Source organism: Thermomonas sp., from assembly GCF_023953935.1.
In the GTDB taxonomy this organism is placed as follows: domain Bacteria; phylum Pseudomonadota; class Gammaproteobacteria; order Xanthomonadales; family Xanthomonadaceae; genus Thermomonas.
The window spans coordinates 288,928-314,763 of record NZ_JAMLIW010000001.1 but is presented as its reverse complement, the minus strand read 5'-3'; the positions used below and the strand labels follow the sequence as shown (position 1 = coordinate 314,763).

The following is a 25,836-nucleotide window of genomic DNA, read 5'->3' as shown; positions in this document are numbered from 1 at the left end:
CATCTTCAGGTGCCTTGGTGGGTCTCGACGAATTGAAATTCCGCCTGCTGGATCTTCGAGCCTGCCGCGACCCGCGGATCTTCGGGGCAAATGTCCCCCGGCATCCGTCTTCGACGAATGCCTCCTCCTTGATTTTGCCCCGAAGATCCACGGGTCACGGCCGTCGGCTTGTCGTGACCGATGTGTGACTTGCAATCAGGAAAGCAGGTTCGGGTGTCCTAGGACGCAAAATCAAGGGGGGAGGCGTCGGCCACGGGCCGGCGCCGGAGGACATTCGCGTCCTAGGGCACCCGAACCTGCTTCAATCGACCATGAAATTCGGGCGATGCTAGGCCAGGCTGTGACCTCAGCCCCCTGCCACTCCCCGCTGCGCGTGCTCCGCCACCACCCGCGCCACGCAGCCCGTCACGGCCTTGCCCATCGGGATGTGCAGGAACTCGTTCGGGCCGTGGGCATTGGAATGCGGGCCGAGTACGCCGGTGATCATGAACTGCGCCTCCGGGTACTTCTCGCCGAGCATGCCCATGAACGGAATCGTGCCGCCTTCGCCCATGTACATCGCCGGCTTGCCGAAGAAATCCTGACTCGACTGCTCGATCGCATTTTCCAGCCAGGGCGCCATGGTCGGAGCGTTCCAGCCGGTGCTGGCCTTTTCCAGATGCAGGCTGATGCGCGCACCGTAGGGCGCATCCTTCAGCAGGGCCTCCTGCAGCAACTCGCCGCCGCGCTTGCCGTCCAGCGTCGGCGGCAGCCGCAGACTGAGCTTGAGCGAAGTCGAAGGGCGCAGCACGTTGCCGGCCGAGGCCAGCGGCGGCAGGCCGTCGGCGCCGGTGATCGACAGCGCCGGCCGCCAGGTGCGGTTGAGCACGAGTTCGGTGCGGTCCGTACCCATCGGGGTCATGCCGGGCAAAAACGGGAATTTGCTGAACACCTCGTCACCCAGCGCTTCAGCCATGCGCTTGGCCTGCGCGTGGCGATCGGCGGGAATTTCGACGTGCATGGCGTCGATCAGGATCTTGCCGCTGCCGGCGTCCTCGATGCGGGCGAGCAGCTCGCGCAGGATCCGGAAACTGGACGGGACGATCCCGGAGGCATCGCCGGAATGCACGCCTTCCGACAGCACTTCGACGGTGAGGTTGCCGCCGGCCATGCCGCGCAGCGAGGTCGTGCACCACAGCTGCTCGTAATTGCCGCAGCCCGAATCCAGGCAGACCACCAGCGAAGTCTTGCCGATGCGGGCGGACAGGTGATCGACGTAGGCCGGCAGGTCGTAGCTGCCGGACTCTTCGCAGGCTTCGATCAGCACCACGCAGCGCGCGTGCGGCGTGCCCTGGGCTTGCAGCGCCATGATCGCGGTCAGCGCGCCGAAGATCGCGTAGCCATCGTCGGCACCGCCGCGCCCGTACAGGCGATCGCCTTCCATGACCGGCGTCCACGGGCCCTTGCCTTCATCCCAGCCTGTCATCTCCGGCTGCTTGTCGAGGTGGCCGTAGAGCAACACGCAGTCATCGCCGCTGCCGCCGCCGAACGCCGGAATTTCGATGCAGATCAGCGGCGTGCGCCCCGCCAGCTGGACGACTTCAAGCTGCATGCCCGCGATGGGTTGGGCGCGCGCCCAGCCTTCGAACAGGGCCACCGCGCGCTGCATGTGGCCATTGGCCCCCCAATCGATGTCGAACATCGGTGACTTGTTCGGGATGCGGATGTAGTCGACCAGGGTCGGGACGATTTCCTGGTCCCACTTCGCCGCGATGAAGTCACGGGCTTGGACGGCGTCGAATCGGCTGTTGTGCATGGCGTCCCTTCAGACATTGCTTCAATTGGCCATTGTAGCGCGGCGCCGTGGCCGCGTTCCTGGCCGAGCAAGGGCACATCAGACTTTTCCTACCCATTGTCGGGGGGAAAGTCTGATTCCCTTTGGGAAGCTTCCCGATACCCTGCTTCCATCGCGATGGGCAATCTGCACGCACCGGCCGCAAGACGCGAATCGGTAGCCACCCACCGCAAGGAGCAACGCCATGAAAACCCTGTCCACCCTGCTGTCTTCGATCGTCCTGCTGTTCGCCCTGTTCGGCAGCGCGATCGCCGGCGAGACGGTCAACATCAACACCGCCGATGCCGCCACCCTGGATCGCGTGCTGGTCAATATCGGGCCGGCCAAGGCGCAGGCCATCGTCGATTACCGCCGCGCCAACGGCGCGTTCCGCAGCCCCGAACAGCTCGCCATGGTCAAGGGCGTCGGCCTGAAGACCGTCGAGCGCAACCGTGACCGGATCGTGATCGGCACGGCGCGCCCGGCCGTGCAGCCTGCGGGTCGCACTGCCCCCGTGCGTACGCCGCAGTCGGTGGCGCGGCGATGAACGCGCCGGCGGCCGTCAAGCCGAGGATGGAGGATATGCGGGCCATGGCGGAGCAGGGGTCTTCTGCGCGCCCGGCATCGCGGATCCTCCGCTCCGGGGACTATCGCAGGATGCCGTGGAAAAACGGCGCCGGCAGGACTTCGGAAATCCTCTGCGAGCCGGCCGCCGGTGACTGGCGCTGGCGGCTGTCGATCGCCGAGGTCGAAGTCGCCGCGCCGTTTTCGCCCTATCCGGGCGTGGAGCGCGAGCTGGTGCTGCTGTCGGGCAACGGCCTGCGGCTGCACTTCGAGGATGGCCAAGTCAGCGAGCTGTTGCCGCCTTACGGCGAGCTGCGGTTTCCAGGCGAGCGTCGGCTGGTCGGCGAGCCGATCGACGGGCCGAGTCGGGATTTCAACCTGATGTGGAAGCGCGGCCAGGTCGATGCCTGCCTGTGGCGGCGGCCGCTGGCCGGGACCATGGTGCTGTTTGCCGCGCCGGGCGAAACCTGGGCGGTGCACCTGCTCACCGGGCAAGGACGGTTTGCCGACGATTCCGGGCTGGGCGCGATCGAGCCGGGCGATACCGCGATCCTGTGCGCTAACGACGCTGAACGCGGTCGGTTTGCGCTGGAGGCCAGCGGCGAAGCGCTGGTGATGCACATCCAGGAGGGACGAAACCATCGAGGGGATCGCGCCGGCGCGTGCGCCTGAGTGCGAGCCCAGGGTCAACGCGGCGACGAAGGAACCGACGCCGCGGCGGCACAGGGACGTGCCGCACCTGTTTTCGATGTTTGCCTCGATGCCCTCGCCGCAACGCCGGGTATTCAAGGCAATGCTGCTCAAGTCAGCATTGCCTCAATACCTGTAATTGATCGACACCCACGCACTGCGCGGGGCGCCGGGGCTGATGTTGTTGTTGCTGTGGGCACTGGAGAAGTAGCGCACGTTGCCGAGATTCTCGACGTTGAGCTGGACTTCCATGTCCTGGGTGATGCTCCAGTAAAGGGCTGCATCGATGCGGGTGAAGGCGGGCAAAGTGACCCGATTGTCGACGTTGGCGTACAGCGCACCGCGGTAAACGATGCCCAGGCCGGCGCCGAAGCGCGGCGTGAAGTCGTAGCGGTTCCACAGTGAAGCGGAGTGACGGGGCAGCTGCGCCAACCGGTTGCCCTTGAGGATCGTCGCCGATTGGGTGGTGGTGATTTCGCCGGTCTGCCAGGCATAGCCCCCCATGACCTGCCAGGCGTCGGTGATGCGCCCGGCCAGGCCGAGTTCGACGCCGCGGGTGTTCTGGCCATCGACCAGAAGCATGCGGGTCGCGTCGTTCGGATCCACGATCGCCACGTTGCCGCGGTCCAGGCGGTACACCGCGATGCTGGCCTGCAGGTCGCGGCGGATATCCCATTTGGCGCCGATCTCGCGGTTGCTGAAACTCTCGGGGCGCAACGCGGCGTTGCTGGCCGTCAGCGAGGCCAACTGGTCGCCGGAGCGCGGCTGGAAGGCGCGACTGTAGCTGGCGTAGATCGAGACGTCGGCATTGGGCTTGAAGATCAGCCCGGCGCGCGGGGAGAGCATGTGGTCGGCGCTGCGGAAGACCTGGCCGTTGCGATTGTTGCGCAGGTCGACCCGGAAATCGTCATAGCGCAGGCCGATGATGGCCTGCCAGTGTGGTGAAAACTCGATCTGGTCCTGCAGGTAGACGGCGGTGATTCTGGCGGTGGTGTGGTTGTCGGCGTCGCTGGCGCTCTGGCGGAAATCGACAGCGGCATCGACGTTGGGTGCAGCCACCGGAACCACGTTGGTGCCCGGAGCGAAGTAGCCGGTCATCCGGAAATTGTCGTTCGACTGATACCCAAGCTCGCTGCCCAGCAGCAGGGTGTGGCGCATCCCGGCGGCTTGGGTTTCCAAGACCAGATCGGTCTGGTTGAAAAGATTGGTGCGCCGGGTCGCGTGGCTGTAGGCCCCGAGTGTCACCGTGGCACCGTCTGCACTGACCGCTCCGGGGAACACGTTCTGGTACAGCTTGTCGTAATCGGCCCAGCGCAGGTGGTTGCGCAGGCTGAGCTGCTCGGTGAAGGCGTGCTGGAGGGTGGCGTCGAAGGCGTTGACGTCGGCTTCGCTGAAGCTGAGCTCGGGATTGCCGAAGAAGGTCGAAGGGTCGGTGGCGACCGGGCGGCCAAGGTACGAGGGAACGCCGCGGTCGGCGGTGCGCTTGTCGTGGAAGCGCTCGTAGGACAGCAGCAGCGATGTGGCGCTGCCGAAGTCGACGTTGAAGGTCGGGTTGATGCCGTAGCGCTTCAGGGTCGCATCGTCGCGGAAGCTGTCCGAATCCTCGTACACGGCGTTGACGCGGAATCCCGCGCGGTCGCCGATGCCGGTGCCGTAGTCGATCGTTCCGCGCCGGCGCAGGCCCGAGCCGAACTGGGCGGTTCCGCTGTGGTGGTCCATGCCATCGGCCACGCGGGTGATCCGGTTGATGACGCCGCCGCTGCCGCCGCGCCCGAAGGTCAGGGCGTTCGGGCCCTTGAGCGCCTCGACCCGGTCGAGGTTGTACATGTCACGGAAATACTGGACATCGTCGCGGATGCCGTCGACGTAAAAATCGCCGGTGGTGCTGATGCCGCGCATGACCGGGGTGTCGCGGTTGCCTTCGCCCTGCGCCGTGCCGATCCCCGGCATGTAGCGGAAGGCATCGCCGAAGCTGGTCATGGCCTGGTCGGCGACCAGCTTGTCGGTGACGACGGTGGCCGCCTGCGGGATGTTCAGCAGGGCGGTATTGGTGCGGGTCGCGCTGCGGGTGCTGCGCACGTTGTAATCGGGCAGGTAGCGCTGGCCGATCACCACCACGCCGTGCAATCGCGTCGGGTCGCCGTTGCCGGTGGACTGCGCGGATGGGGAATCTCCGCCGCTGCCTGACGGTGTTTCGGTGCCGGTGCTTGCGGCGGTTGGATGGCCCGTTCCTGCGTGCTTTGGCGTGGTGGCAGCTGTGGTCGTGCCGGCGAAGGCGGGCGTGGCCAGGGACAGGCCAATGGCCAGTGCGAGGAGCGTGCGCGACAGCGCGAACAGGTGTGACGACATGGGGTCCTTGGTGGGGTGTGGCGGCATCCGGCCGCATCGGGTGCGCATGATAATGAGACTGATTCGCATACGCAACAAAATCTTGGACTTCAAGCCGGCGTTCCGGCATTGGAGTGTGTCCGCGGGCAGGCGCCCAGCGTGTGCCCAGCGGCGCCGGCAAGGTGGGGCCATTTGCGGCAGCAGAGCGTCGCGCCGGCAACCTGGCGCGGGGAGACGGCAGCGTCCGAATTTCAGCGCTTGTTGCCGGCAGCGCCCGCTGCGTTCAGGTTGCCGACTTCCACCGCCAGCACGCCTTCCATCCGCCGCAGTGCGTCCGCCTTGGCCAGCAGCTCGGCGCGCGGCCGCGGCGGGTCGCACTCGAGCTCGACCACGTCCAGCCCGTCGCCATCGCGGCGCAACGTGACGCTGGACATTTCCAGCCCGACCTCGGCGATCGCCGTTTCCACCTGTGCCAGCGGGGTGCCGCCCGCCAGCCGCAGGCGGACGTGGTTGTTGCGGAAGTTGCGGCGCAGGAACCGCCGCTCCAGGGGTTTGAGGATGGCCAGGATGGTCCACATCAGCGCGGTGCCCATGGCGGCAGCCAGGTACATGCCGGCACCGGAGGCCAGCCCGACCGCGGCCACCGCCCACAGCCCGGCGGCGGTGGTCAGCCCGCGGATCACCTGCTCGCGCTGCAGGAACAGGATGGTGCCCGCGCCGAGGAAGCCGATCCCGCTGATGACCTGGGCGGCGATACGCGAAGGGTCCAGGACGATGGCTGGCTGCCCGAGCACGTCGCGGAAGCCGTAGGTCGATACCAGCATGGTCAGCGCCGCGCCGACGCAGACCAGCATGTGGGTGCGCAGGCCTGCCGCCCACTCGTGGTGCTCGCGGTTGATCCCGATGACCCCGCTGAGGGCGGCCGCGAGCACCAGCCGCAGGCCCATTTCCCACCATGGAATCATCGGCCTGCCTCCGCTGGCGCTTCAATCATCGCGATCATCCCGCACATAGACCTGGCCGTCTTCGATCCTGACCGGGAACTTGATCACCGGCTCGTGCGCCGGCGCGCACAGCGCGCGTCCGTCCTGCACGTCGAAGCGGGCACCATGCAGCACGCACTCGATCTCCCCGCTGGCGGCGTCGAAGTGGCCGACCGACAGTTCGAAGTCCTCGTGCGAGCAGCGGTCCTCGTAGGCGTACAGGTCGCCGTCGAGGTTGAATACGACGATCTGCACGCCGGTGGCCTCATCGAAGGCCACCTGCATCTCGCCGGGCAGCAGTTCGGCGGTGGTGCAAACGCGGGTCCACCCACCGCTCATGCCGCGTGCTCCGTCGGCAGGGATTTTTCCAGCACCACGAAGCGCAGGTCGTCGCGTTTGGGCAGGCCGAAGCGTGGATCGCCGTAGGGGAAGGGCTTGATCTCGCCGGTTGTGCGGTAGCCCCGGCGCCGGTACCAGTCGATCAGTTCCGGGCGCTGTTCGATCACGGTCATGCGCAGCGCCGGCAGCCGCCATTGGCCGGCCACGATGTGTTCGCACTCGGCGAGCAGCGTTGATCCCAGCCCCGAGCGCTGCAGCTCGGGGGCGACCGCAAACATCCCGAAGTAGCCGGCGTCGCCGTCGCGGCAGACGTGGGCGCAGGCGACGGTCGTGGCACCGCGTTCTGCAATGAGCACGCGGCTGTGTGGACGCGCGATGTCCGCACGCAGCACGTCCGGGTCGATCCGCTCGCCGTCAAGCAAGTCGGCTTCGGTGGTCCAGCCGGCGCGGCTGGCCTCGCCGCGATAGCAGCGCGTCACCAGCGCGACCAACGCGGGAACATCGGCAAGGGTGGCGCTGCGCAGCGTGGTTGCGGTATTCAAGGCATCCATGCGGCAATGCTAGCGCGGTTCGGATGAATTCCCCTGCACGCGCAGCATGTGCGCCGGCAGGGTGAAAACAGCTTGGAACGGGATGCCGCGCGTGCGCCAGTGGTCGGCGGCGTCGGCGAGCAGTGACAGCAAGGTGCTGAAGCTGGCGGGATCGCTGGCATGCAGGCTGCCGGCGTGGGTGAACAGCAGGATGTGGCCACGGGATTCGGGCAGCCAGCCCAGGTCGCGCAGCTGGTCGGCCAGCGCATCCCAGTTGCGGCCCTGCGCCGCCGGCGTGCCCAAGGCCCGGGCAATGCGCTTGAGCAGGGCGGGTTTGTCGCGACAGCCGCGCAGGTCGATGCGCAGCATGGGCAGACCGGCGGCGTCGGCGGCCGCGGCGAGCGAAGCGAGCTCGGAGGCGGCAAGGGCGACGATGCCGGAGCGTGCGGGGTCAGCCAGCCCGTGGGCAAGCGGGTTCATGGACGGGTGCCCTCGAGCTCGAAGCGGCGGAAGCTGCGGTAGTGATCGGCGCTGTAATACCAGACCTGCGGTGGCGTACCCCCGGTGACGATCCGGCGCGTGCCGCGGTGCGACAGCCCCGGCGTCGGCACCGTGTATTCGTGGTACCAGCCGCGCGGCTGGCGTGGCAGGTGGCCTTCGTAATTGCCGAAGGTGCTGCCGTCCTGCGGATAAGGATAGGGCCCGTCGCGCAGGATGCGGGCGATGACCGCCTGCGCTTCGGGCGGCAGGAAGGCGGGCAGGGACGGTGGCGCCGGGCGTGAATTGCGCCCGGCCCGGGCCGGCGGGGTGGGTGCAGTGGCCGGCGCTGCGGATCCCGCCACCTCGACGGTTGGCGCCGCGTCGGGATGCAGCTGTCGCCATCCGAACAGCAACGCAACGGCGAGCAACAGACAGACTGTGGTCGAAATTCTGCGCATGCGGGATTGGCGTTGCGGCAACCGGGAGCATGCAAGGATAACCAAGCGCACGGCCGGCGCGGCCACGGCGTGCGAACATGCAGGCCTCCCCTCGCTGCGGTTTCGCCATGACCACGTTGCTGTATTACGCCCCGGGTTCGGCCAGCTTTCTCGTGCACTGGCTGCTGATCGAATTCGGCATGGACTACGAACTGCGGTTGGTGGATTTCGACAGCGACGCACAGAAATCGCCGGACTATCTGGCCTTGAATCCGAACGGCGTCGTGCCGACCCTGGTGATCGACGGCAAGCCGTTGCACGAAGCGCCGGCGCTGGCGCTGTGGCTGGCCGAGCGGCATCCGCAGTCGGGCCTGGCGCCGGGGCCGGATGATCCGCGCCGGTTCGCGCTCCTGCAATGGATGTTCGACTTGGCCAACGAAGTGCAGCCGCTGGTGCGGCAGTGGTGGTTCCCCGATCCGGTGGCAGGCCCGGAACAGCGCGAGGCGGTCAAGGCGCACGCCGGACGGCGGGTGGCGGCGCACTGGCGGCGGATCGACGCCCATCTCGCGGCGCACGGGCCGTTCCTGCTTGGCGCCGAGCCGACGGTGCCGGATTTCTTCCTCGTGCTGCTGATGCGGATCGGCCGCAAGATGGAAACGCCGGCGCTGGACTTTCCGCAGCTTGCCGAACTGGCGCGCCGGATGACCGCAAGGCCGACGTTTGCGACGCTGTACCAACGCGAGGACCTGGGCGAATGGCCGTGAACCGTCTGCCGGCGGCGGAGCGCTGAGATGCAGCTGTCCGTCAACCTGATCATCGTGGGCCTGACCGTGCTGGTGTCGTGGCGGGCCTTCAACGATCGCAGCCTGCTGGAGCGTCTGCTGCTGTGGCCACCGGCGGTCCAGCGCCGACACCAGTATGACCGCCTGCTGACCTACGGCTTCGTCCACGCCGACTGGACCCATCTGCTGTTCAACATGATCACGCTGTGGTCGTTCGGAAGCGCGGTGGAACGGGTGTATTCGGCGTGGTTCTCGCCGCTGGGCTACGTGCTGTTCTACCTGTCGGCGATCGTGGTTTCGATCCTGCCGACGTTCATTGTGCAGCGCAATAATCCCGCTTATCGGAGTCTGGGCGCCTCCGGCGGCGTGTCTGCCGTTTTGTTTGCCTTCATCTTGTTCGCCCCCTGGTCGACGCTGATCATCTTCCCGCTGCCGATTCCGATCCCGGCCATCCTGTTCGCCGTCCTGTACGTCGGCTACAGCCTGTGGATGGATCGCCGCGGGGGCGACAACGTCAATCACAGCGCGCATTTGTGGGGCGCCGCCTACGGAGTGCTGCTCACGCTGGCGCTGCAACCACGGGTGCTGGGGCATTTCCTGCAATCGCTGACCGGCTGACGCTGCGCTAGTCCGGGGTGGCAGCTCCCGAAGGCCGGGGCGGAACCCGGCGGTTTCCCGTCCCGTGGCGCGTGAAAAAAATGCGCCAAAATCCACACTTTCGCCCGAAAACAGGGTAAGGTGCGCGCACTGTTTCAAGCGGGATCACGGTACATCGTGACCCGATGCGGTAGATCGGCTGCGATCCGCTACATCGTGTGCGTTACCCCTTGCTCGACAGTCGCGCTTCGAAACCATCGAATCGTGTTTCCATGACCCACTGTTTCAGGAGTAACAACATGTCTGATCGTCAGACCGGAACCGTCAAATGGTTCAACGACGCCAAGGGCTTCGGCTTCATCACCCCGGAGTCCGGCCCGGACGTCTTCGTCCACTTCCGCTCGATCCAGGGCAACGGCTTCCGTTCGCTGCAGGAAGGCCAGAAGGTGACCTTCAAGGTCGTGCAGGGCCAGAAGGGCCTGCAGGCGGACGAAGTGCAGGCGGCGTAAGTCGCTTCATCGCGTCGATGAAAAGCCCGGCTTCGGCCGGGCTTTTTTTGTGGGGTGCCGACACGGCCATGCCGGCATGTTCGAGCCTGGCGCGCCGGGTCGCGAACTTTCGATTTCACGGAATCCTGTTGCCGTGTGTCGGGTCGACACGAATCCCGTCGCAGATCGAGCTGCCTTCCCTCCCGCGGGTACGCCCCTTCCCAAAGTGGATGGTCGTGAGAAAATGCGGGGCATCGCACTGATTCAATCAGCACCGGAGTTCGCTGTGCCCGTCTCGTCGATCCGCCCTCACCCCTTGCAGGCTGCGCTGGTCCTGGCGCTGGGGTTGCTGGTCGGGTGCAATCGCGATGCGCCGCAATCCGGCCCCGGCGTGAATCCGCCAGCGCAGGCCGCACCCGCGGCGGCGCAACCGGAGACCGAGCAACCGGTGACGCTGAAGGACAGTATCGAGACCACGCCGGCTTACATCATCGGCATCAGCTACCCGCAGGCGGCCAGCAAATATCCGCCGCTGGCGCGGGCGCTGCATGACTATGCCGAAGCCTCGCGGGCGCGTTTGATGCAGGCGGTGGATGGACTGCACGGCGCGAAGCCGGAAGCGCCGTTCGACCTGAGCCTGCCGTTTACCACTCTCGTCGAAACGCCGCGGGTGGTGGTGGTGGGCGTGGATGGGACCAGCTACACCGGCGGGGAACACGGAACGCCGCTGGTCGAGCGTTTTGTCTGGCTGCCGCAGATGCAGCAGATGCTGGCCGCCGAGCAACTCATTCCGCAGGCGCGGGACTGGAAGCCGGTGTCCGATTACGTTCGCGACCAGCTGATGACCCAACTGTCGCAGCAGCTTGACGAGGACGAGGTGCCGCCCGAGCAGCGTGCGCCGAAGATGCGCCGCGGCAGCGCGGCGATCAGCGCCGGCACCGCGCCAGAAGTGCGCAATTTTTCCCGCTTCGAGCCGGTGATGAATGCCGACGGCAGCATCCGCTCGCTGCGTTTCGTGTTTCCTCCGCAGCAGGTGGCGCCTTACGAGGCCGGACAGCAGGCCGTGGAAGTGCCGGCCAGCGTGCTGCGTCCGCTGGTGGCACAAGAGTATCGGGAGCTGTTCCGCGGCGAATAGGAGCGCGCTCTGCGCGCGGCTCCCATCCGCGTTGCCTTCAGTTCGCGTCCAGCCCGCGCCGTTCCAGCAGCGGCTCGATCGTCGCCTCGTGCCCGGCAAGATTCGGGAACAGCTTGGCCGGGTCGATCTCGCCACCCGGCGCCAGCACCTTGGCGCGCAGGGCATCGCCATTGGCGCGGGTCAGGCCGCCGTTGTCCTTGATCCACTGGGTGGTGTTGGCGGCCAGCACTTCCGACCAGATATAGGCGTAGTAGCCGGCCGCGTAGCCGCCCATGATGTGGCTGAAGTAGGGCGTGCGATAGCGCGGCGGCACCGGGGCGTAGTCGAAGCCATCGGCCTTGAGCGCACGGGTCTCGAAGGCCATCACGCCGGACGCATCGGGGATCTGCTCCAGCGGCAGTTGGTGCCAGCGCTGGTCGAGCATCGCCGCTTCCAGATACTCGGTGGTGGCAAAGCCCTGGTTGAACTTCGATGCGGCGATCACCTTGTCCAGCAGTTCCTTGGGCATCGCCTCGCCGGTCTGGTAGTGGTGCGCATAGTGCGCCAGCACCTGCGGCCAGTCGGCCCACATTTCGTTGTACTGCGACGGGTATTCGACGAAATCCCGCGGCACGTTCATCGAGAAGTACGGATAGCGCACGTTCTGGAAGAACCCGTGCAGGGCGTGGCCGAATTCGTGGAACGCGGTAGTCACCTCATCCCAGGTCATCAGGGTCGGCTTGCCGGCCTCGGGCTTGGGGATGTTCAGGTGATTGGCCACGACCGGCTGTTCGCCGGTCAGGTCCGACTGCGCGACATAAGTGTTCATCCATGCGCCGCCCTGCTTGGTCGCGCGCGCGTAGGGATCGAAGATGAACATCGCCAGCGGCTTGCCGTCCTTGTCGAACACCTCATAGGTCCATGTGTCCGGATGGTATTTCGGCAGGTCGGTGCGTTCCTTGAAGGTGATGCCGTAGAGCTGGGTGGCGGCGTAGAAGACGCCGTTCTCCAGCACGTTCTTCATCTCGAAGTAGGGCTTGAGCTGGCCTTCATCGAAGTTGTAGCGGGCCTGGCGCACCTTCTCGCTGTAGTAGGCCCAATCCCAGGGTTCCAGCTGGAAGCTCGGCGCACCGGCGTGCTGCTGTTCGCTGTCGATCATCGCCTGCAGGTCGGCGCCCTCGCGGCGGGCATTGGCCAGCGCCTTGGGCGCCAGCTGGCCGAGCATCCGGTTGACGTTGTCCTGATTGCCGGCGGTCTCGTCGGCGAGGATGAAATTGGCGTAGGTGTCATAACCCAGCAGGCGGGCGCGTTCGGCGCGCAGCTTGAGGATGCGCGAAACCACGCCGGTGTTGTCCCACTGGTTGCCGCGGCTGCCGCGCGCGACCGAGGCACGGTGCAGGCGCTCGCGCAGGGCGCGGTTGCGCAGCTGCGCTTCGGCCGGCTGGCCGGTGGTATTGGTCAACGCGATCACGAACTTGCCCGGCAGGTTGCGGGTGCGTGCGGCTTCGGCGGCGGCGGCAATCTGCTCGTCGCTCATGCCGGCGAGCTGGTCGCGGCTGTCGACCACGATGGCCGAATCGTTGACCTCGTCCAGCACGTTCTGGTCGAACTTGGTGCCCAGCTGTGACAGCTCGGTATTGATGGCGCGAATCCGCGCTTTTTGCGCATCGTTCAGCGCGGCGCCGGCGCGCACGAAGTCCTGGTAGCGCTTCTCCAGCAGACGCAGGTCGATGGCGTCGAGGCCAAGCCCGGCACGCGCGTCGTACAGGGTCTTGATGCGGGCGAACAGCTGCGGGTTGAGCGAGATCGCATCGCGATGGGCGGCGAACTTCGGCGCGTATTCGACTTCCAGCGCGGCGCGCGCCGGGTTCTTGTCGGTGCCGACCAGGTTGAAGAACACGTTGGAGGCGCGGTCGAGGACGCGGCCGCTGCGCTCCATCGCGACGATGGTGTTCTGGAAGCTCGGCGCTTCCGGGTTGTTGGCGATCGCGTCGATCTCGCGCAGCTGCTGCGCCATGCCGGCGTCGAAGGCGGGCGCGAAATCGCTGTCCTTGATCCGGTCGAACTGCGGGTAGTGCAGGTCGAGCGGGCTGGGCGCGGCGAACGGGCCGCTGTAGCTCGCGGCGGGCGGGGTGGTGGTCCGGGATTGGGCGTGGGTCGTCATCGGGCTGGCGCTGAGCGCAAGGGTGAGCGCGCAGGCGAAAAGGGTGGAGTAGGGGGCGGTCATTGAGCTTGCCGGTGTTTGCAACGAAGTGCGTAGGGTAGCGCATGCAGGCTTTACCCGCCGTGCGTCCGGTGTTGGCGGCTTGTCGCGTATGTTGAATGTGAGGCGTTGCCGCCTCGGGGGAGGCATGTGATGGAAAGCGCGTTTGACTTCGAAGCCGTAGCCCTCGATGGCACCCCCGGTCCGCTGGGTCGCTGGCGCGGCAAGGTGCTGCTGATCGTCAACGTGGCCAGTCGCTGCGGCTTCACTCCGCAATACGACGGGTTGGAACAGCTGTGGAAGGACTACCGCAAGCGCGGGCTGGTGGTGCTGGGCTTTCCCTGTGACCAGTTCGGCCACCAGGAGCCTGGCGATGCCGAGGAAATCCGCCAGTTCTGTTCGCTGACCTACGGCGTGAGCTTCCCGATGTTCGCCAAGGTCGAGGTCAACGGATCGGGCGCGCATCCGCTGTGGAAGTGGCTGAAGGCGCAGAAGGGCGGGTTGCTCGGGATCGGTGCGATCAAGTGGAATTTCACCAAGTTCCTGATTGGTCGCGATGGCCAGGTGCTGGAGCGATACGCGCCGACCACCACGCCGGAGGCGCTGCGCGCCGCCATTGAAAGGACGATCGCATGAGTCGGAACGATGCTCCGAGCGGCGAATATCGGCTGGAATTCAGCTATGACGCGCCGCGGTTGACCGTGCGCCTGATCGGCAATCTCGCGGCGAGCCTTGCCGCGAGCAGTGCGTATTGGCTGCGGATCGGCGCGGAGGCGAAGGCGCGCGGCGCGCGGCAATTGCTGGTGCTCGACGAGCTTCCGAGCGAGGTACTGGCGGAAGCCGACCTGCCGAAATTGTTCGAGGTCATCCAGCATTCCGGCTTGCGCGAGTTGCAGATCGCCTATGTGGAGGGGCGGGCGGACCAGATGCCGCAAATCGAAGCGGTGGAGATGATGGGACGCGAGCGCGGCTACCGGGTGCGGGTGTTCTCCGACGCAGCCGAAGCATCGCTGTGGTTGCGCTATGGCGAGGATGCCTGAGGCCTCATCGGTGCTTCAGGTGCGGCCAGCCGCGACGGGCTTTCACCTCTCGACAAACGCGCGTTCGAACACGTATTCACCGGCAACACCGATCTTCGCCGAGGCGCTGAATCCGCGTGCGTCGAGGATGTGGCGGAAGTCGGCGAGCATCTGCGGGCTGCCGCAGACCATGGCGCGGTCGCGTGCGGCATCGAGTGGATCCAGCCCGAGCGCCGCCGCGATCCGCCCTTGTTCAAGGTGGTCGGTGATGCGGCCGCGGTGGTCGTGGCCGTTGTAGTCGAAGGCCTCGCGCGAGACCGCCGGATAATAGAGCAGGCGGTCGCGGAGCAGGTCGCCGAGCAGCTCGTGGCGCGGCAGTTCGCGTTCGATGTAGTCGCGGTAAGCCAGATCGCGGGCTTCGCGGACGCCGTGGCAGAGCACCACGCGCTCGAAGCGCTCGTAGGTGGCCGGATCCTGGATGATCGCCAGCCACGGCGCCAGCCCGGTGCCGGTACCCAGCAGATACAGATTGCGACCCGGGTGCACGTCGGAGATCAGCAAGGTGCCGGTGGGCTTGCGCCCGACCAACACCACATCGCCCGGCTGGATGTGCTGCAGGCGCGAAGTCAGCGGCCCGTTGGGCACCTTGATGCTGAAGAACTCCAGCTGCTCGTCCCAGTTCGGGCTGGCGATCGAGTAGGCGCGCAGCAGCGGCTTGCCCTCCACCTCCAGCCCGATCATCACGAACTGGCCGTTGTCGAAACGAAAGCCGTCATCGCGGGTGAGGGTGAAGCTGAAGTAGGAATCGGTCCAGTGGCGGACGTCGAGCACCGTTTCGGTGCCGAAAGGGGCGGCCATGCGCGTGGGGGCTCAGACTGGATGAATGGGGATTTTACGCCGCAGCGCAACATGAGGTTTGATCCTGAGCAAAATTCTCCTGCGTGAAGCACGATTCGACCGTCGCAAGCGCATGCTTCCGCTGTGGCAGAGCCGCTGCACATCTTGTGGACGATCGGACATTCGACTCGCCCGTGGCCGGACTTCGTGGCCCTTTTGCGCGAGGTCGATATCGAGGTGCTGGTCGATGTCCGTCGCTTTGCCGGCTCGCGCCACAACCCGCAATATTCCCGCGACGTCCTGCCGGCAGCGCTGACCGTGGCCGGAATCGGCTATCGCGCCCTGCCGGCGCTGGGCGGACGGCGCCGCCCGGCAGCAGGATCGGTCAATCTCGGCTGGCGGGTCGAGGCCTTCCGCGCCTATGCCGACCATCTGGCCAGCGCCGAGTACCGGCAGGGCCGCGCCGAGCTGATGGCTCTGGCGCAGGAAAAGCGTGCCTGCGTGATGTGCGCCGAAGCGGTGTGGTGGCGCTGTCACCGCCGCCTCATCGCCGACGATTTCACGGTCCGCGGCTGGACGGTCGAACACCTGATGGGCCCGGGCAAGCACATGCGCCACACCCTGCAGCCGGGCGCGCTGCTGGTGGACGATGTCCTGCGCTATCCCGGAGCGCCCGCACTCAGCGCTTGATGGTGTACAGCGCCAGCTTGTTGTCGACCGCCGTGGCCGGCAGCCCGAGGCTCTTGGCGATCTCCTTGAGGGCATCGTGTTCGCGCACGTCCAGCCGGCTGTCGGAAGCGGCCAGCCGCACCAGGATGTCGAACAGCCGGTCGATCTGCTCGGAGCCGGGCTTGTGGCTGTCGGTGAACCGCAGCAACTCCGCCTGGGCGTTGATGTTCCGGCTCATCCCGCGATCGAAGGCGGACGAAGCGATTTCACGTTCGGCCAGCGACAGGTCGATCTCGTCCATCACGGTGTTGGCGACGTTGGACTCGTGGCTGCTGACCAGTCGGTCGGTCTTGGCGACGTAGCCCATCATTCCGAAGAAGACCTCGATGGTCATTCTGCGCTCGGCGTCCGGCTTGCCCAACCCGAGCATGTCACTGAGCAGCAGGCGGATGTCGTTGAAGACGCCGCGCATGCCGGAGTGCTTGTCGTTCTCTGCCATGATCCCCTTTCCCGAATTGACCCGAGCCCATCCTGCGCTACTTCGGGCCTGCTGAAAAGGGGGCCGGCGGGCGGTCGCCGGGTTTCGTGACCGGGTTCCCGAGACGCCGGTCAGGGCCCGACCGCGGGCGGTGGCGTCGGCTCGAGGAGATTGCCCGCATCGGCCGCGCGCTGCGCGCGATCGACCTGCTCGTCCAGGGTGTGATCGACCGAGGTGTCGCGTTCCTGTCCGTTCTCGCCGGGCAGCGTTCCCAGCACGTCGTTGCGCACTAGGTTCACCCGGGTCCGTGCCTCCGGCGGGGCGATGCCGTGCTGGCGAAGCGCCCGCCGCACCCGGCGCAGGGCCTCGCTGCGGGTCCGGGTCAGATCGTTGCGGGTCTGGTTGATCCAGCCGGTGAAGCGCAGCACGGCACCGTCATTGTCCAGGCTGAACACGCTGCCGTCGGGGGCGGGATCGGCGAGTACGGCGTCGATGGCGGCGATCGCGGCGATGCCCGCATCCAGCGCGGTGTGCAGCGATGCACCATGCCCCACCATGAGATCGAAATTGAACCGGCGCTGCGGGTTGCGCGAGTAATTGAGGAGCACCGACTTGAACACCAGCGCATTGGGCAACTGCAGATGGTGGCCTTCGGCGGTCATCAGCACCGTGGCCCGCGAAGTGAGGGCGATGACGCTGCCTTCGTGGATATCGATGCACACGCTGTCACCGGGGGAAAATGGCTGGCGAATGCTGAGCAGCACCCCGGCCACGTAGTTTTCGGCGATATCCTTGAAGGCGAAGCCCAGCACCAGGCCGACCACGCCGGCCGAGCCGAGCACCGCTCCAACCAGCGAGGTGGCGCCCAGCAGATCGAGGGCGACCAGGACCCCGGCCAGCCCGACCAGCACCTTCACGGTGTTGCGAAGCAGGCCTTCCATGTAGGGATTGCTCTGGCTGATCCGGCGCAGCACGCGCATGCGCCGGCTGAGGACGCCGCCCAGCCAGATTGACAGGAAGACAATCAGCAGGGCCAGCAGCAGCAGCGGGGCGCTGGCCAGCAGATGCACCAGCTTTTCCTGCACCTGGTCCAGTGCAGCGGTGAAGCGGTCGGAAAGGGTGGCGTGTGGGAGGGCGGGCTGGAAGGTCATGAGGCGTGAAGGTGAAACATCGTTCGGGTGGTGGGGCGGGTGCTGCCGGTCGTCGGATCAAAACCACCAGGCGAATGCGAAGATGCCCAGCATTGCAAAAGCCAGCGCAAACCGGAGCCCGATCCCGATCAGGATACCGAGCCAGGTGCCGGCCCCGACTTTGGTGGCCTGGCCGATGGCCCCGGCGCGCAGGCTGCGCACGCCGAGCAGTTCTCCGACCAGCGCGCCGACGAAGGGCCCCAGCAGCAGGCCCGGCAGGCCGAAGAACAGGCCCACGAGCGTGCCCAGCGCCGCGCCCCACATGGCCGTGCGGCTGGCGCCGACGCGCCTGGCGCCGTGCGCCGTGGCCCAGAAGTCGAGAGCCATCGAGGCCAGGGTCAACGCCGCCAGCGTCGACAGCAGCCCGACACCAAGGTGCCGGAAATCGTCGACCCAGGCCGCCAGCAGCATCCCCGCGAACATCAGCGGGATGCCGGGCAGCAGGGGCAGCAGGATTCCGACCAGCCCGATCAGGATCAGCAGGCCGGCCAGCGCGTAGAGCAGGACGTGTCCGTCCATCGAATCAGCCGGCTGCCTGTGGCCGCGACCGGCTCAGTCGCGGAAATCCCGGTGGCAGCCGCGGCAGGTTTCGCCCATCGATTTGAGGGTGGCGCCGAACGCCGCGCAGCTCAGCGGCGGGGTGGCGATCGCCTTGTCGGCAGCCGCGCGCATCGCGGAAGCCGCGCTGCGGAAGCGTTCGTCATCACGCAGTCCGGGGAAGGCGTCTTCGAGATTCTCCGAGGTCATCCGCAGCGCCTGCAGGTGCGGGAGCGCGGCGGTGGGGCTGCAGTGATTCGAGTCCAGCGAAGCCTTCAGCTGGTCCATGTGCCAGCCCTGCACGTGCATCAGCGCATCGGGGAAGGGATCCTGGCGCGCCTGCAGCGCACGCATGCCCATCACCGTGGCGATCACGCCGATCACGAAACCCAGGATCAGCAGGAACAGGTAGCGCCCGCCGCGGGACTTGGCTCGGGGGACGTCATTGGGGGCGGGATCGGGGCTGGGCATGGGGACTCCGTGGGCAGGTTCGCGGGGCAAGATGGAAACGGCGCGCCCCGGGCAAGGCGCGCCGCCGCGGGATGGCAAACGCGAGCTTACCAGCCCATGTGGTGGCCGCCGTTGATGTCGAGGTTGGAGCCGGTGATCCAGCCGGCGCGGTCATCGGCGAGGAAGCCCACGCCGTAGGCGATTTCCTCCGGCGTGCCGAGGCGGCCGGTGGGGATGTCGGCGACGATCTTGGCGCGCACTTCCTCCGGCACCGCCATCACCATGTCGGTGGCGATGTAGCCCGGGGAAATCGTGTTGACCGTGATGCCGTTGCGCGCATTCTCGCGGGCCAGCGAAATGGTGAAGCCGTGCATGCCGGCCTTGGCTGCCGCGTAGTTGGCCTGACCGTACTGGCCCTTGAGACCGTTGATCGAGCTGATCTGGATGATCCGTCCCCATTTGCGCTCGCGCATGCCCTCGATCACCGGGCGCGTCACGTTGAAGCACGAGTTGAGGTTGGTGTTGATGACGTCCATCCACTGCTCCGGCTTCATCCGGTGGAAGGTGCCGTCGCGGGTGATGCCGGCGTTGTTGACCAGGATCTCGATCGGCCCGAGTCTGGCTTCGACCTCCTGGACCATGTGTGCCGCATCTTCGGCCGAGCTGACGTCGCCGTGGACGATCAGGATGTCGAAACCTTCGCCATGCATCTGCTCCTGCCAGGCCTTGGCCTTGGCCTCGTTGCGGTAGTTGGTGGCGACGCGGTGCCCTTTTCGGGCCAGTTCCTTGACGATGGCGGTACCGATGCCGCCGGTACCGCCGGTGACCAGTGCAACTCGGGATGTCATGTGCGCGCTCCTTGATGGATCGAATCTCCAGCCGCAGTGATTCTAGACGGCAGACGCTGAATCCGCGTTGTGCGCTGCGGCGAGGGAAGTGAACGGGCTGGCCGGCACTCGCTCCAGCCGGAACTGGTCGAGCGAAAGTTCGAGGAATTGGCCCACGCTTCGAGCCGGTGGCAGTGGACGCTGCCCGAGGCATCCCCACAGGCGTGCCAGCGCGTCCAGCGGCCGGTCGGCATCGACCGGCAGCGCCGCCGAGGATTTCGACAGCTTGTGCCCGTCTGCGTCCCGCAGCAGCGGCAGGTGCGCGTAGCGCGTCGTTGGCAGGCCCAGCGCGCGTTGCAGCAGGATCTGGCGCGGGGTGGAGTCAAGCAGGTCGGCGCCGCGCACGACTTCGCTGATGCCCTGTTCGGCGTCATCCACGACCACCGCCAGCTGGTAGGCCCACAGTCCATCGGCCCGGCGCAGGACGAAGTCGCCGACGTCCACGTCGACGCGCTGCCGGATCGTCCCGCAGATGGCGTCATCGAAACCGATCGTGCAGCGTTCGGGCACCCGCAGCCGGATGGCAGGGTCGGGGCGTTCGGACCGGGCCATGCAGCGGCGGTGGATGCCACCGCTGGCGGCCAGATCGCTGCGGCTGCAGTGGCAGGGGAAGGCCGTGCCGGCGGCCAGCAGGCGGTCGATTGCGGCCTGATAAAGCGCGCCGCGTCGGCTTTGGTATTCGACCGCGCCGTCGTGGTCGAGACCGAAGCGGGCGAGCGTGCGCAGCTGGTCAGCCGCGGCGCCGGGGCGCTGACGCGGCGGGTCGATGTCCTCGATCCGGATCAGCCACTGGCCGCCGGACTGGCGGGCAACCAGCCAGCTTCCCAGCGCGGCGAGCAGCGAGCCGGCGTGCAGCGGCCCGGTGGGGGAAGGGGCGAAGCGACCGCGGGCGGCTGGCGTGGCGGGCATCCGCTCCCTCGTGAATGATCCGTGGCCGGTCGTCCACGTGCGGCGGGCAACGCTGGAGGCACCCGCCTTGGCTCAACTCTCGAAATCGTAGTTCATGTCCGGGCCGGACTGCGCCAGGAACTCGCCCTGCACGTAGTCGACGCCGCTGGAGAACAGCGCGGTCATGCTGCTGGCGTCCTGCACCCCATCGGCAATGCTCATGATCCCGAGATCGCGCGCCTTGTGGGTGATTTCCTGGACCTTCTGCTGGTTGGTGGCGTTCTTGGCGAGGTCTTCCATGAAGCTGGGGTCGAGCTTGATGAAGCCGGGCGTGAAGTGGGACAGCAGCTGGAATGAGTCCAGGCCGGCACCGAAGCGTTCGAGGACGATCTGGCAGCCGTGCTTGCCGATGGCGCTGGTCAGGGTCTGGGTATCGGCCAGGTTGGTGAACACGGTGGATTCCGGGATCTGCAGCAGCAGGCTGGAACCCGTCACGCCGTGCTGTGCGAGCAGACCGCCGACGAACCCCGGCAGCCCTTCGTCGGTCAGCGAGGCCTGGGTGATGCGCACGATCAAGCGCACCGGCTTGGGGCCGCTGTTGCGCGAGGCGACCACCTCGATCGCATTTTCGATCGCCCAACGGTCGATGTCGCCCAGCAGGCCGTGCTCCTCCGCGATCTGCAGGAAACTCATGTCGGTGACGCTTTCGCCGTTGTCGCCTTCCAGCCGCAGCGAGGTTTCGTAGATGCCGCCGGGCGCGCCGAGCAACGGAATCACCGGCTGGTAATGGAACAGGAAATGGTCGTTCTCGAGCGCATCGCGCAGGCGGTTCACCCAGGCCTGGATGCGTTCGGCCTCGGCGCGGTCGATCGCGCCCGGATCGAACACCTCGATGCGGTTGCCGCCAGTGCTGGCCGAGGACTGCATGCCGTGGCTGGCGCGGCTGAGCACCTGGTTGACGTTGGCCGTCTTTTCGCTGATCTGGACGCCGCCGATGCTGACCGAGAAGGTGCTGGAGCCGTCGCCGACCGCGAACACCCGGGTCGGGAAAGCGGCCAGGATGCGTTCGGCCAACGCCTTGTTCTGGGCGTGGTCGCCCGGCGCCAGCACCGCAAAGCCGTGGTCGGAGAAGCGCCCCAGCCGGATCCCGCTGGCCTCGTCCGGGTTGCCCAGCGTCGTCCGCAGGAACTCGGCGATCGCGGCCAACAGCTCATCGACGCTGTCCAGCCCGACGCCTTGCAGGGTGCGCTGCCAGCTGTCCGGTTCGAACAGCAGGAAGCCGTACTGCGCCTGATTCTTGCCGGCGTCGATGACGGCATCTTCCAGATGCTTCAGGAAGGTCTGGCGGTTGAGCAGTCCGGTGGCCTGGTCGCGCTCGCGCAGCTGTGCCAACTCGCGTTCGAGCTCCGGGTCGGCTTCGATCGCCTGGTGCCGGAAGATGATCTGCTGGCATGCCTCGCCCTGATACTCGGCGGCGGAGAACTCCATGACCGCCGGGAATTCACCGCCCTCGCTGTCGACCGCGGTGAGTTCGTAGCGCGGCGGCGGCGCTTCGCCCCTGGCGAGATCCTTGAGCAGGGTGCGGAAGTTGCCCACGTCGCCGGGTGCCACCAGATCCAGCAGCGACATGCCCTCGATGTCCTCGAAGGACTCGAAGCCGAACATTTCCAGATACGCCTGATTGGCGCGGATGTGCATGCCTTCGTGGATGTAGGCAATGGGCTCGCGCGAGGAATCGATCAGCATGTCGCAGCGGCGCTGGGTTTCGCGCATCTGCGCCTCCAGCCGGCGCTGCGAGCGACGGGCGTCGAGGTCGTTCCATTCGGTCAGGATATTCTTCAGGAACTGCTGCGGGCGCTCGCGCAGCGCCACCGCCTGCGCGCCCAGCGCCTGCACGTCTTCGAGGATGTCGTCGGTGACCCCGTCCAGCACCGCCAGCAGCGGCACGTCCTTGCCGCAGCCCATGACCATCTTGGCCACCTGTTCGAACGGCATCTGCGTGGAACCGTAGTCGCCCAGCACCATGTCGACCGGCTGCTGCTGGGCCAGTGCCTGCGCCAGCTCGTCCAGCGACTCGGGCCGGGTCGGGCGGACCGCGATTCCCGAGTTGCGCAGGCGGCTGACCATCGCTTCGGCTTCGTTGACCAGGTCGGTCACGATGATCAGTCGGAGGGCAGTGTCCTTGGTGATGGCCATGCGTCGGGGGATCGTGGCGGCGATGGGAAGAGGCTACATCATACGGCCGCTGCCGTGCCCGATGCAGCCTGCGCCAGCGGCGTCTTGCCCGGCTGGCCGGCGATCTCCCGCACCAGCCTCGGCACCAGATAGCCCGGCAGGGTGGCCGAAAGCCCGGCGTGCAGTTCCAGCGCGCGGGCGTCGCTGACCTCGAAGTGCGCGGTGCCGACGACGCGGTCGAGCTGGTGCAGGTAATAGGGCAGCACGCCTGCCTCGAAGCCGCGTTCGCACAGGGTGGCCAGCGCCGCGACGGAATCGTTGACGCCGCGCAGCAGCACGGCCTGATTGAGCAGGGTGATTCCGATGCTGCGCAGTTTCGCCATGGCGGCATCGACGCTGGCGTCGAATTCGTTGCTATGGTTGGCATGCACGACCAGAGTTGCGGGCCACGGCAGGCCGCGCAGCCAATCCAGCAGGCCGGCGTCGACGCGCTCGGGCAGCACGATCGGCAGCCGGCTGTGGATGCGCAGGCGGCGGATGTGCGGCACCGCGCGCAGCGCGTCGGTCAGTTCGGCCAGTTTGTGGTCGGCCAGCGACAGCGGATCGCCACCGGACAGGATCACTTCGTGGATCGAGGCATCCTCACGCAGCCTGGCAACGGCTTCGCGCCAGCCGGCCGCCGCCGCCGTGTCCTGCGCGTAGGGGTAGTGGCGGCGGAAGCAGTAGCGGCAGTTGATCGCGCAGCTGCCGGTGGCGATCAGCAGGGCGCGGCCGGCGTATTTGTGGATGACGCCGCCACCACGGCGCGCCGCGCCATCGCCGACCGCATCGAGTTCGAAGCCTGCCACCACGCGCTCTTCGTCCAGAACCGGCAGGACCTGCCGCAGCAGCGGATCCTCCGGATCGCCGTGGCGCATGCGGGCGATGAAGCCGCGCGGTACCCGCAGCGGGAACTGCCGGGCGGCGGCCTCGGAAATGCGCTGCGCCTGGGTTTCCAGCCCCAGCAGGGCCAGCAGTTCGCGCGGATCGCGGACGGCCTGCCGCCACAGCGCCTGCCAGCGGGTTTCCTGCGCTTGCTGCAATGGCGTTGAGGCTACGGGTATCATGTACGACCGCTTCGGTACGCGGCGCTGCCGCCGCGTTTCCCCTGAAACCCCACATTCTATGCCGCCCGGCGGGCGGTCCCAAGGAGTACCCCATGGCCAGCCTGGGCATGAACGACGTGAAGGCCGGACAGAAGATCCTGGTCAACAACGAGCCTTCCGTCATCACCGAGACCGATTACGTCAAGCCCGGCAAGGGCCAGGCGTTCACCCGCGTGCGCTACCGCCAGATCCGCACCGGCCGGGTGCAGGAAATCACCATGAAGTCCACCGATTCGGTCGAAGCGGCCGACGTGGTGGATACCGACATGCAGTACCTGTACACCGACGGCGAATACTGGCACTTCATGAACCAGGAAACTTTCGAGCAGGTGCAGGCCGACAAGGCCGGCGTCGGCGATGCCGCCAAGTGGATCAAGGGCGAGGAAACCTGCGTCGTCACCCTGTTCAACGGCAACCCGATCCAGGTGACGCCGCCGAACTTCGTCGAACTGAAGATCGTCGAAACCGACCCCGGCGTGAAGGGCGACACCGCCGGCACCGGCGGCAAGCCGGCCACGCTGGAAACCGGCGCGGTGGTGCGGGTGCCGCTGTTCGTCGGCCAGGACGAAATCATCAAGGTCGATACCCGCAGTGGCGAATACGTCTCGCGGGTGAAGTGATTGGTTCGCAGCGAACGCGCAGCGCTGCACGGCGAATCCGTCATCCCCGCGAAAGCGGGGATCCAAGGACGTTGGTCTTTTTCGTGTCGTGACTCTGACCAAGAAACTCAAAGTCCATGGGTTCCCGCTTTCGCGGGAATGACGATCAAGATTTTGTCGCGGCGAGTAGGTCGCAAGAATTTCTAGCGGTACCCGTTTTTCGGGGCAATGTGGATCAAGAGCATAGGGCGAGAGTCATGAGCGAACGTGTTCCGCTTGAAACCTGCGACCTGTTGATCGAAGCCGGCTGGGTGGTGCCGATCGTGCCCCACGGCGTGGTGCTGGAAGACCATGCCGTTGCCATCTCGGGCGGTCGGATCCTTGCCCTGCTGCCGAGCGCCGAAGCGGCGAGCCGTTTCCTGCCGAAGGAAACGGTGCGACGCCCGGAGGCGGCGCTGATCCCCGGCCTGGTCAATGCCCACGTCCACAACCCGATGACCCTGCTGCGCGGGGTCGCCGACGACCTGCCGCTGAAGGTGTGGCTGCAACAGCACATCTGGCCGATCGAGGCGGCGGTGCTGTCGCAGGGTTTCGTCGAAGACGGCGTGCAGCTTGCCATCGTCGAAATGCTGCGCGGCGGCACCACATGCTGCAACGAAAACTACTTCTTCCCGGACGTGCAGGCGGCCACCTATGCCAAGCACGGGTTCCGCGCGCTGGTAGGGCTGCCGGTGATCGATTTCCCGACCGCCTGGGCCGCCAGCGATGACGAATACTTCGAACGTGCCGGCGCGGTCCACGACCAGTGGAAGGGCCACCCGCTGGTGGCGACCGCGTTCGCGCCGCACGCGCCTTACACGGTGGGGGATGCCAACTTCGAGCGGATCCGGATGCTGGCCGACCAGCTCGACATCCCGGTCCACCTGCACCTGCACGAAACCGCGCAGGAAGTGCAGCAGTCGATCGACAAGCACGGCCAGCGCCCGCTCGCCCGCATCGACCGGCTGGGCCTGCTCAACGATCGTCTGATCGCGGTCCACATGACCCAGCTCACGGATGCGGAAATCACGCTGTGCGCGCAGCGCGGCGTGAGCGTGGTGCACTGCCCGGAGTCGAACCTGAAGCTGGCCTCCGGCTTCAGCCCGGTGTGCAAGCTGCTCGCGGCCGGGGTGAACCTGGCCATCGGCACCGACGGTTGCGCCTCGAACAATGACCTCGACATGGTCGGCGAAACCCGCACGGCCGCCTTGCTGGCCAAGGCGGTAGCGGAAGACGCCGCCGGCTTTCCCGCCTTCGAGGCGCTGCGCGCGGCGACCCTCGGCGGCGCCAACGCGCTGGGCCTTGGCGAGCGGATCGGCAGCATTGAAGTGGGCAAGGAGGCGGATCTGGCCTGCATTGATTTGTCGGCGCCGGAAACCCAGCCGCTGCACCACGTCATCTCGCAGCTGGTGTATGCGGCCGGCCGCCGCCAGGTCAGCGATGTCTGGGTTGCCGGCGTCCGCAAGCTCGACCGTGGCGACGTGGTCGGCATCGACCTCGACGCGGTGCTGGCCAGCGCCGGATCCTGGCGCGAACGCATCGCCCGGGTGCGCCCGGCGTGACCGAATCGGAAAG

At 66.8% G+C, this 25,836-nt stretch carries 28 protein-coding genes; 11 read left to right on the top strand and 17 right to left on the bottom strand.

The window, feature by feature from the left end; all coding sequences use genetic code 11:
• Positions 1-346: 346 nt before the first annotated feature.
• On the bottom strand, positions 347-1,795 hold the full coding sequence (locus tag M9902_RS01430; protein WP_297220677.1) for a M20 family metallopeptidase: 1,449 nt from the start codon (positions 1,793-1,795) through the stop codon (positions 347-349).
• 223 nt (positions 1,796-2,018) lie between these two features.
• On the opposite strand from M9902_RS01430, the gene M9902_RS01425 reads away from it, so the two are divergent.
• Positions 2,019-2,360 (top strand): ComEA family DNA-binding protein, encoded by a 342-nt coding sequence (locus M9902_RS01425; RefSeq protein ID WP_297173145.1) that lies wholly within the window; start codon positions 2,019-2,021, stop codon positions 2,358-2,360.
• A gap of 110 nt (positions 2,361-2,470) precedes the next feature.
• On the top strand, positions 2,471-3,049 hold the full coding sequence (locus M9902_RS01420; RefSeq protein ID WP_297220675.1) for a HutD family protein: 579 nt from the start codon (positions 2,471-2,473) through the stop codon (positions 3,047-3,049).
• A gap of 144 nt (positions 3,050-3,193) precedes the next feature.
• Here the strand turns inward: M9902_RS01420 and M9902_RS01415 are convergent, their stop codons facing one another.
• From M9902_RS01415 to M9902_RS01390, 6 genes are all read right to left on the bottom strand, one after another.
• Positions 3,194-5,416, bottom strand: a complete 2,223-nt coding sequence (locus M9902_RS01415; protein ID WP_297220673.1) for a TonB-dependent siderophore receptor — start codon at positions 5,414-5,416, stop codon at positions 3,194-3,196.
• A gap of 230 nt (positions 5,417-5,646) precedes the next feature.
• Positions 5,647-6,360, bottom strand: coding sequence for an MgtC/SapB family protein (locus M9902_RS01410; RefSeq protein WP_297220671.1), 714 nt, complete (start codon positions 6,358-6,360; stop codon positions 5,647-5,649).
• A 21-nt stretch (positions 6,361-6,381) separates the two neighbouring features.
• Positions 6,382-6,717, bottom strand: a complete 336-nt coding sequence (locus tag M9902_RS01405; RefSeq protein WP_297173156.1) for a non-heme iron oxygenase ferredoxin subunit — start codon at positions 6,715-6,717, stop codon at positions 6,382-6,384.
• On the bottom strand, positions 6,714-7,268 hold the full coding sequence (locus tag M9902_RS01400; RefSeq protein ID WP_297220668.1) for a GNAT family N-acetyltransferase: 555 nt from the start codon (positions 7,266-7,268) through the stop codon (positions 6,714-6,716). Before M9902_RS01400 ends, M9902_RS01405 begins: the two co-directional genes overlap by 4 nt.
• A 9-nt stretch (positions 7,269-7,277) precedes the next feature.
• Positions 7,278-7,727 (bottom strand): barstar family protein, encoded by a 450-nt coding sequence (locus M9902_RS01395; RefSeq protein WP_297220666.1) that lies wholly within the window; start codon positions 7,725-7,727, stop codon positions 7,278-7,280.
• Positions 7,724-8,185: a ribonuclease domain-containing protein gene (locus M9902_RS01390; protein WP_297220664.1), complete on the bottom strand. Its 462-nt coding sequence runs from the start codon at positions 8,183-8,185 to the stop codon at positions 7,724-7,726. The genes M9902_RS01395 and M9902_RS01390 overlap by 4 nt, the downstream gene beginning before the upstream one ends.
• Before the next feature lie 107 nt (positions 8,186-8,292).
• Between M9902_RS01390 and M9902_RS01385 the strand changes: the two genes are divergently transcribed.
• The 4 genes from M9902_RS01385 to M9902_RS01370 all read left to right on the top strand — a co-directional run bounded on the left by M9902_RS01385 (position 8,293) and on the right by M9902_RS01370 (position 11,166).
• On the top strand, positions 8,293-8,928 hold the full coding sequence (locus tag M9902_RS01385; protein WP_297220662.1) for a glutathione S-transferase family protein: 636 nt from the start codon (positions 8,293-8,295) through the stop codon (positions 8,926-8,928).
• Between the two features lie 27 nt (positions 8,929-8,955).
• Positions 8,956-9,564 (top strand): rhomboid family intramembrane serine protease, encoded by a 609-nt coding sequence (locus M9902_RS01380; protein ID WP_297220660.1) that lies wholly within the window; start codon positions 8,956-8,958, stop codon positions 9,562-9,564.
• A gap of 278 nt (positions 9,565-9,842) precedes the next feature.
• Entirely contained in the window at positions 9,843-10,052 is a 210-nt protein-coding gene (locus tag M9902_RS01375; protein ID WP_297173172.1) for a cold-shock protein, read from the top strand.
• Positions 10,053-10,317: 265 nt separating this feature from the next.
• The gene (locus tag M9902_RS01370; RefSeq protein ID WP_297220657.1) at positions 10,318-11,166 is read left to right on the top strand and encodes a DUF3298 and DUF4163 domain-containing protein; all 849 of its coding nucleotides are present in this window, start codon (positions 10,318-10,320) and stop codon (positions 11,164-11,166) included.
• A gap of 37 nt (positions 11,167-11,203) precedes the next feature.
• On the opposite strand, the gene M9902_RS01365 is transcribed toward M9902_RS01370, so the two are convergent.
• Positions 11,204-13,372 carry a M3 family metallopeptidase gene (locus M9902_RS01365; RefSeq protein WP_297220655.1) on the bottom strand — a complete coding sequence of 723 codons (2,169 nt, stop codon included), beginning with the start codon at positions 13,370-13,372 and terminating at the stop codon, positions 11,204-11,206.
• A gap of 129 nt (positions 13,373-13,501) precedes the next feature.
• On the opposite strand from M9902_RS01365, the gene M9902_RS01360 reads away from it, so the two are divergent.
• Both M9902_RS01360 and M9902_RS01355 read left to right on the top strand, forming a co-directional pair.
• Positions 13,502-13,984, top strand: a complete 483-nt coding sequence (locus M9902_RS01360; protein ID WP_297220653.1) for a glutathione peroxidase — start codon at positions 13,502-13,504, stop codon at positions 13,982-13,984.
• A complete protein-coding gene (locus M9902_RS01355) occupies positions 13,981-14,388 on the top strand; it encodes a hypothetical protein (protein ID WP_297173181.1) in 408 nt (135 codons plus the stop codon). Before M9902_RS01360 ends, M9902_RS01355 begins: the two co-directional genes overlap by 4 nt.
• A 42-nt stretch (positions 14,389-14,430) precedes the next feature.
• Here the strand turns inward: M9902_RS01355 and M9902_RS01350 are convergent, their stop codons facing one another.
• On the bottom strand, positions 14,431-15,225 hold the full coding sequence (locus M9902_RS01350; protein WP_297220651.1) for a ferredoxin--NADP reductase: 795 nt from the start codon (positions 15,223-15,225) through the stop codon (positions 14,431-14,433).
• Between the two features lie 186 nt (positions 15,226-15,411).
• Between M9902_RS01350 and M9902_RS01345 the strand changes: the two genes are divergently transcribed.
• Positions 15,412-15,894 carry a DUF488 domain-containing protein gene (locus M9902_RS01345; protein WP_297220649.1) on the top strand — a complete coding sequence of 161 codons (483 nt, stop codon included), beginning with the start codon at positions 15,412-15,414 and terminating at the stop codon, positions 15,892-15,894.
• Here M9902_RS01345 and M9902_RS01340 read toward each other — a convergent pair.
• From M9902_RS01340 to epmB, 8 genes are all read right to left on the bottom strand, one after another.
• Positions 15,884-16,372, bottom strand: coding sequence for a TerB family tellurite resistance protein (locus M9902_RS01340; RefSeq protein WP_297173189.1), 489 nt, complete (start codon positions 16,370-16,372; stop codon positions 15,884-15,886). The genes M9902_RS01345 and M9902_RS01340 overlap by 11 nt on opposite strands.
• A 110-nt stretch (positions 16,373-16,482) precedes the next feature.
• Positions 16,483-17,502, bottom strand: a complete 1,020-nt coding sequence (locus tag M9902_RS01335; protein ID WP_297220647.1) for a mechanosensitive ion channel domain-containing protein — start codon at positions 17,500-17,502, stop codon at positions 16,483-16,485.
• A gap of 57 nt (positions 17,503-17,559) precedes the next feature.
• Positions 17,560-18,060, bottom strand: coding sequence for a DUF456 domain-containing protein (locus M9902_RS01330; protein ID WP_297220645.1), 501 nt, complete (start codon positions 18,058-18,060; stop codon positions 17,560-17,562).
• Between the two features lie 33 nt (positions 18,061-18,093).
• A complete protein-coding gene (locus M9902_RS01325) occupies positions 18,094-18,549 on the bottom strand; it encodes a cytochrome c (protein WP_297220643.1) in 456 nt (151 codons plus the stop codon).
• A gap of 86 nt (positions 18,550-18,635) precedes the next feature.
• Complete coding sequence (gene phbB, locus M9902_RS01320; protein ID WP_297172633.1) at positions 18,636-19,376, bottom strand: acetoacetyl-CoA reductase; 741 nt, start codon at positions 19,374-19,376, stop codon at positions 18,636-18,638.
• Positions 19,377-19,418: 42 nt separating this feature from the next.
• Positions 19,419-20,324: a tRNA glutamyl-Q(34) synthetase GluQRS gene (gluQRS, locus tag M9902_RS01315; RefSeq protein WP_297220640.1), complete on the bottom strand. Its 906-nt coding sequence runs from the start codon at positions 20,322-20,324 to the stop codon at positions 19,419-19,421.
• Positions 20,325-20,396: 72 nt separating this feature from the next.
• On the bottom strand, positions 20,397-22,499 hold the full coding sequence (locus M9902_RS01310; protein ID WP_297220638.1) for an EAL domain-containing protein: 2,103 nt from the start codon (positions 22,497-22,499) through the stop codon (positions 20,397-20,399).
• A gap of 38 nt (positions 22,500-22,537) precedes the next feature.
• Positions 22,538-23,584, bottom strand: a complete 1,047-nt coding sequence (gene epmB, locus M9902_RS01305; RefSeq protein WP_297172625.1) for an EF-P beta-lysylation protein EpmB — start codon at positions 23,582-23,584, stop codon at positions 22,538-22,540.
• Between the two features lie 92 nt (positions 23,585-23,676).
• Here epmB and efp point away from each other — a divergent pair, with 92 nt between their 5' ends.
• Both efp and M9902_RS01295 read left to right on the top strand, forming a co-directional pair.
• Positions 23,677-24,243: an elongation factor P gene (efp, locus tag M9902_RS01300; RefSeq protein ID WP_297172620.1), complete on the top strand. Its 567-nt coding sequence runs from the start codon at positions 23,677-23,679 to the stop codon at positions 24,241-24,243.
• 236 nt (positions 24,244-24,479) lie between these two features.
• Positions 24,480-25,823, top strand: a complete 1,344-nt coding sequence (locus tag M9902_RS01295) for a TRZ/ATZ family hydrolase (RefSeq protein ID WP_297220635.1) — start codon at positions 24,480-24,482, stop codon at positions 25,821-25,823.
• The last annotated feature ends 13 nt before the right edge of the window (positions 25,824-25,836 follow it).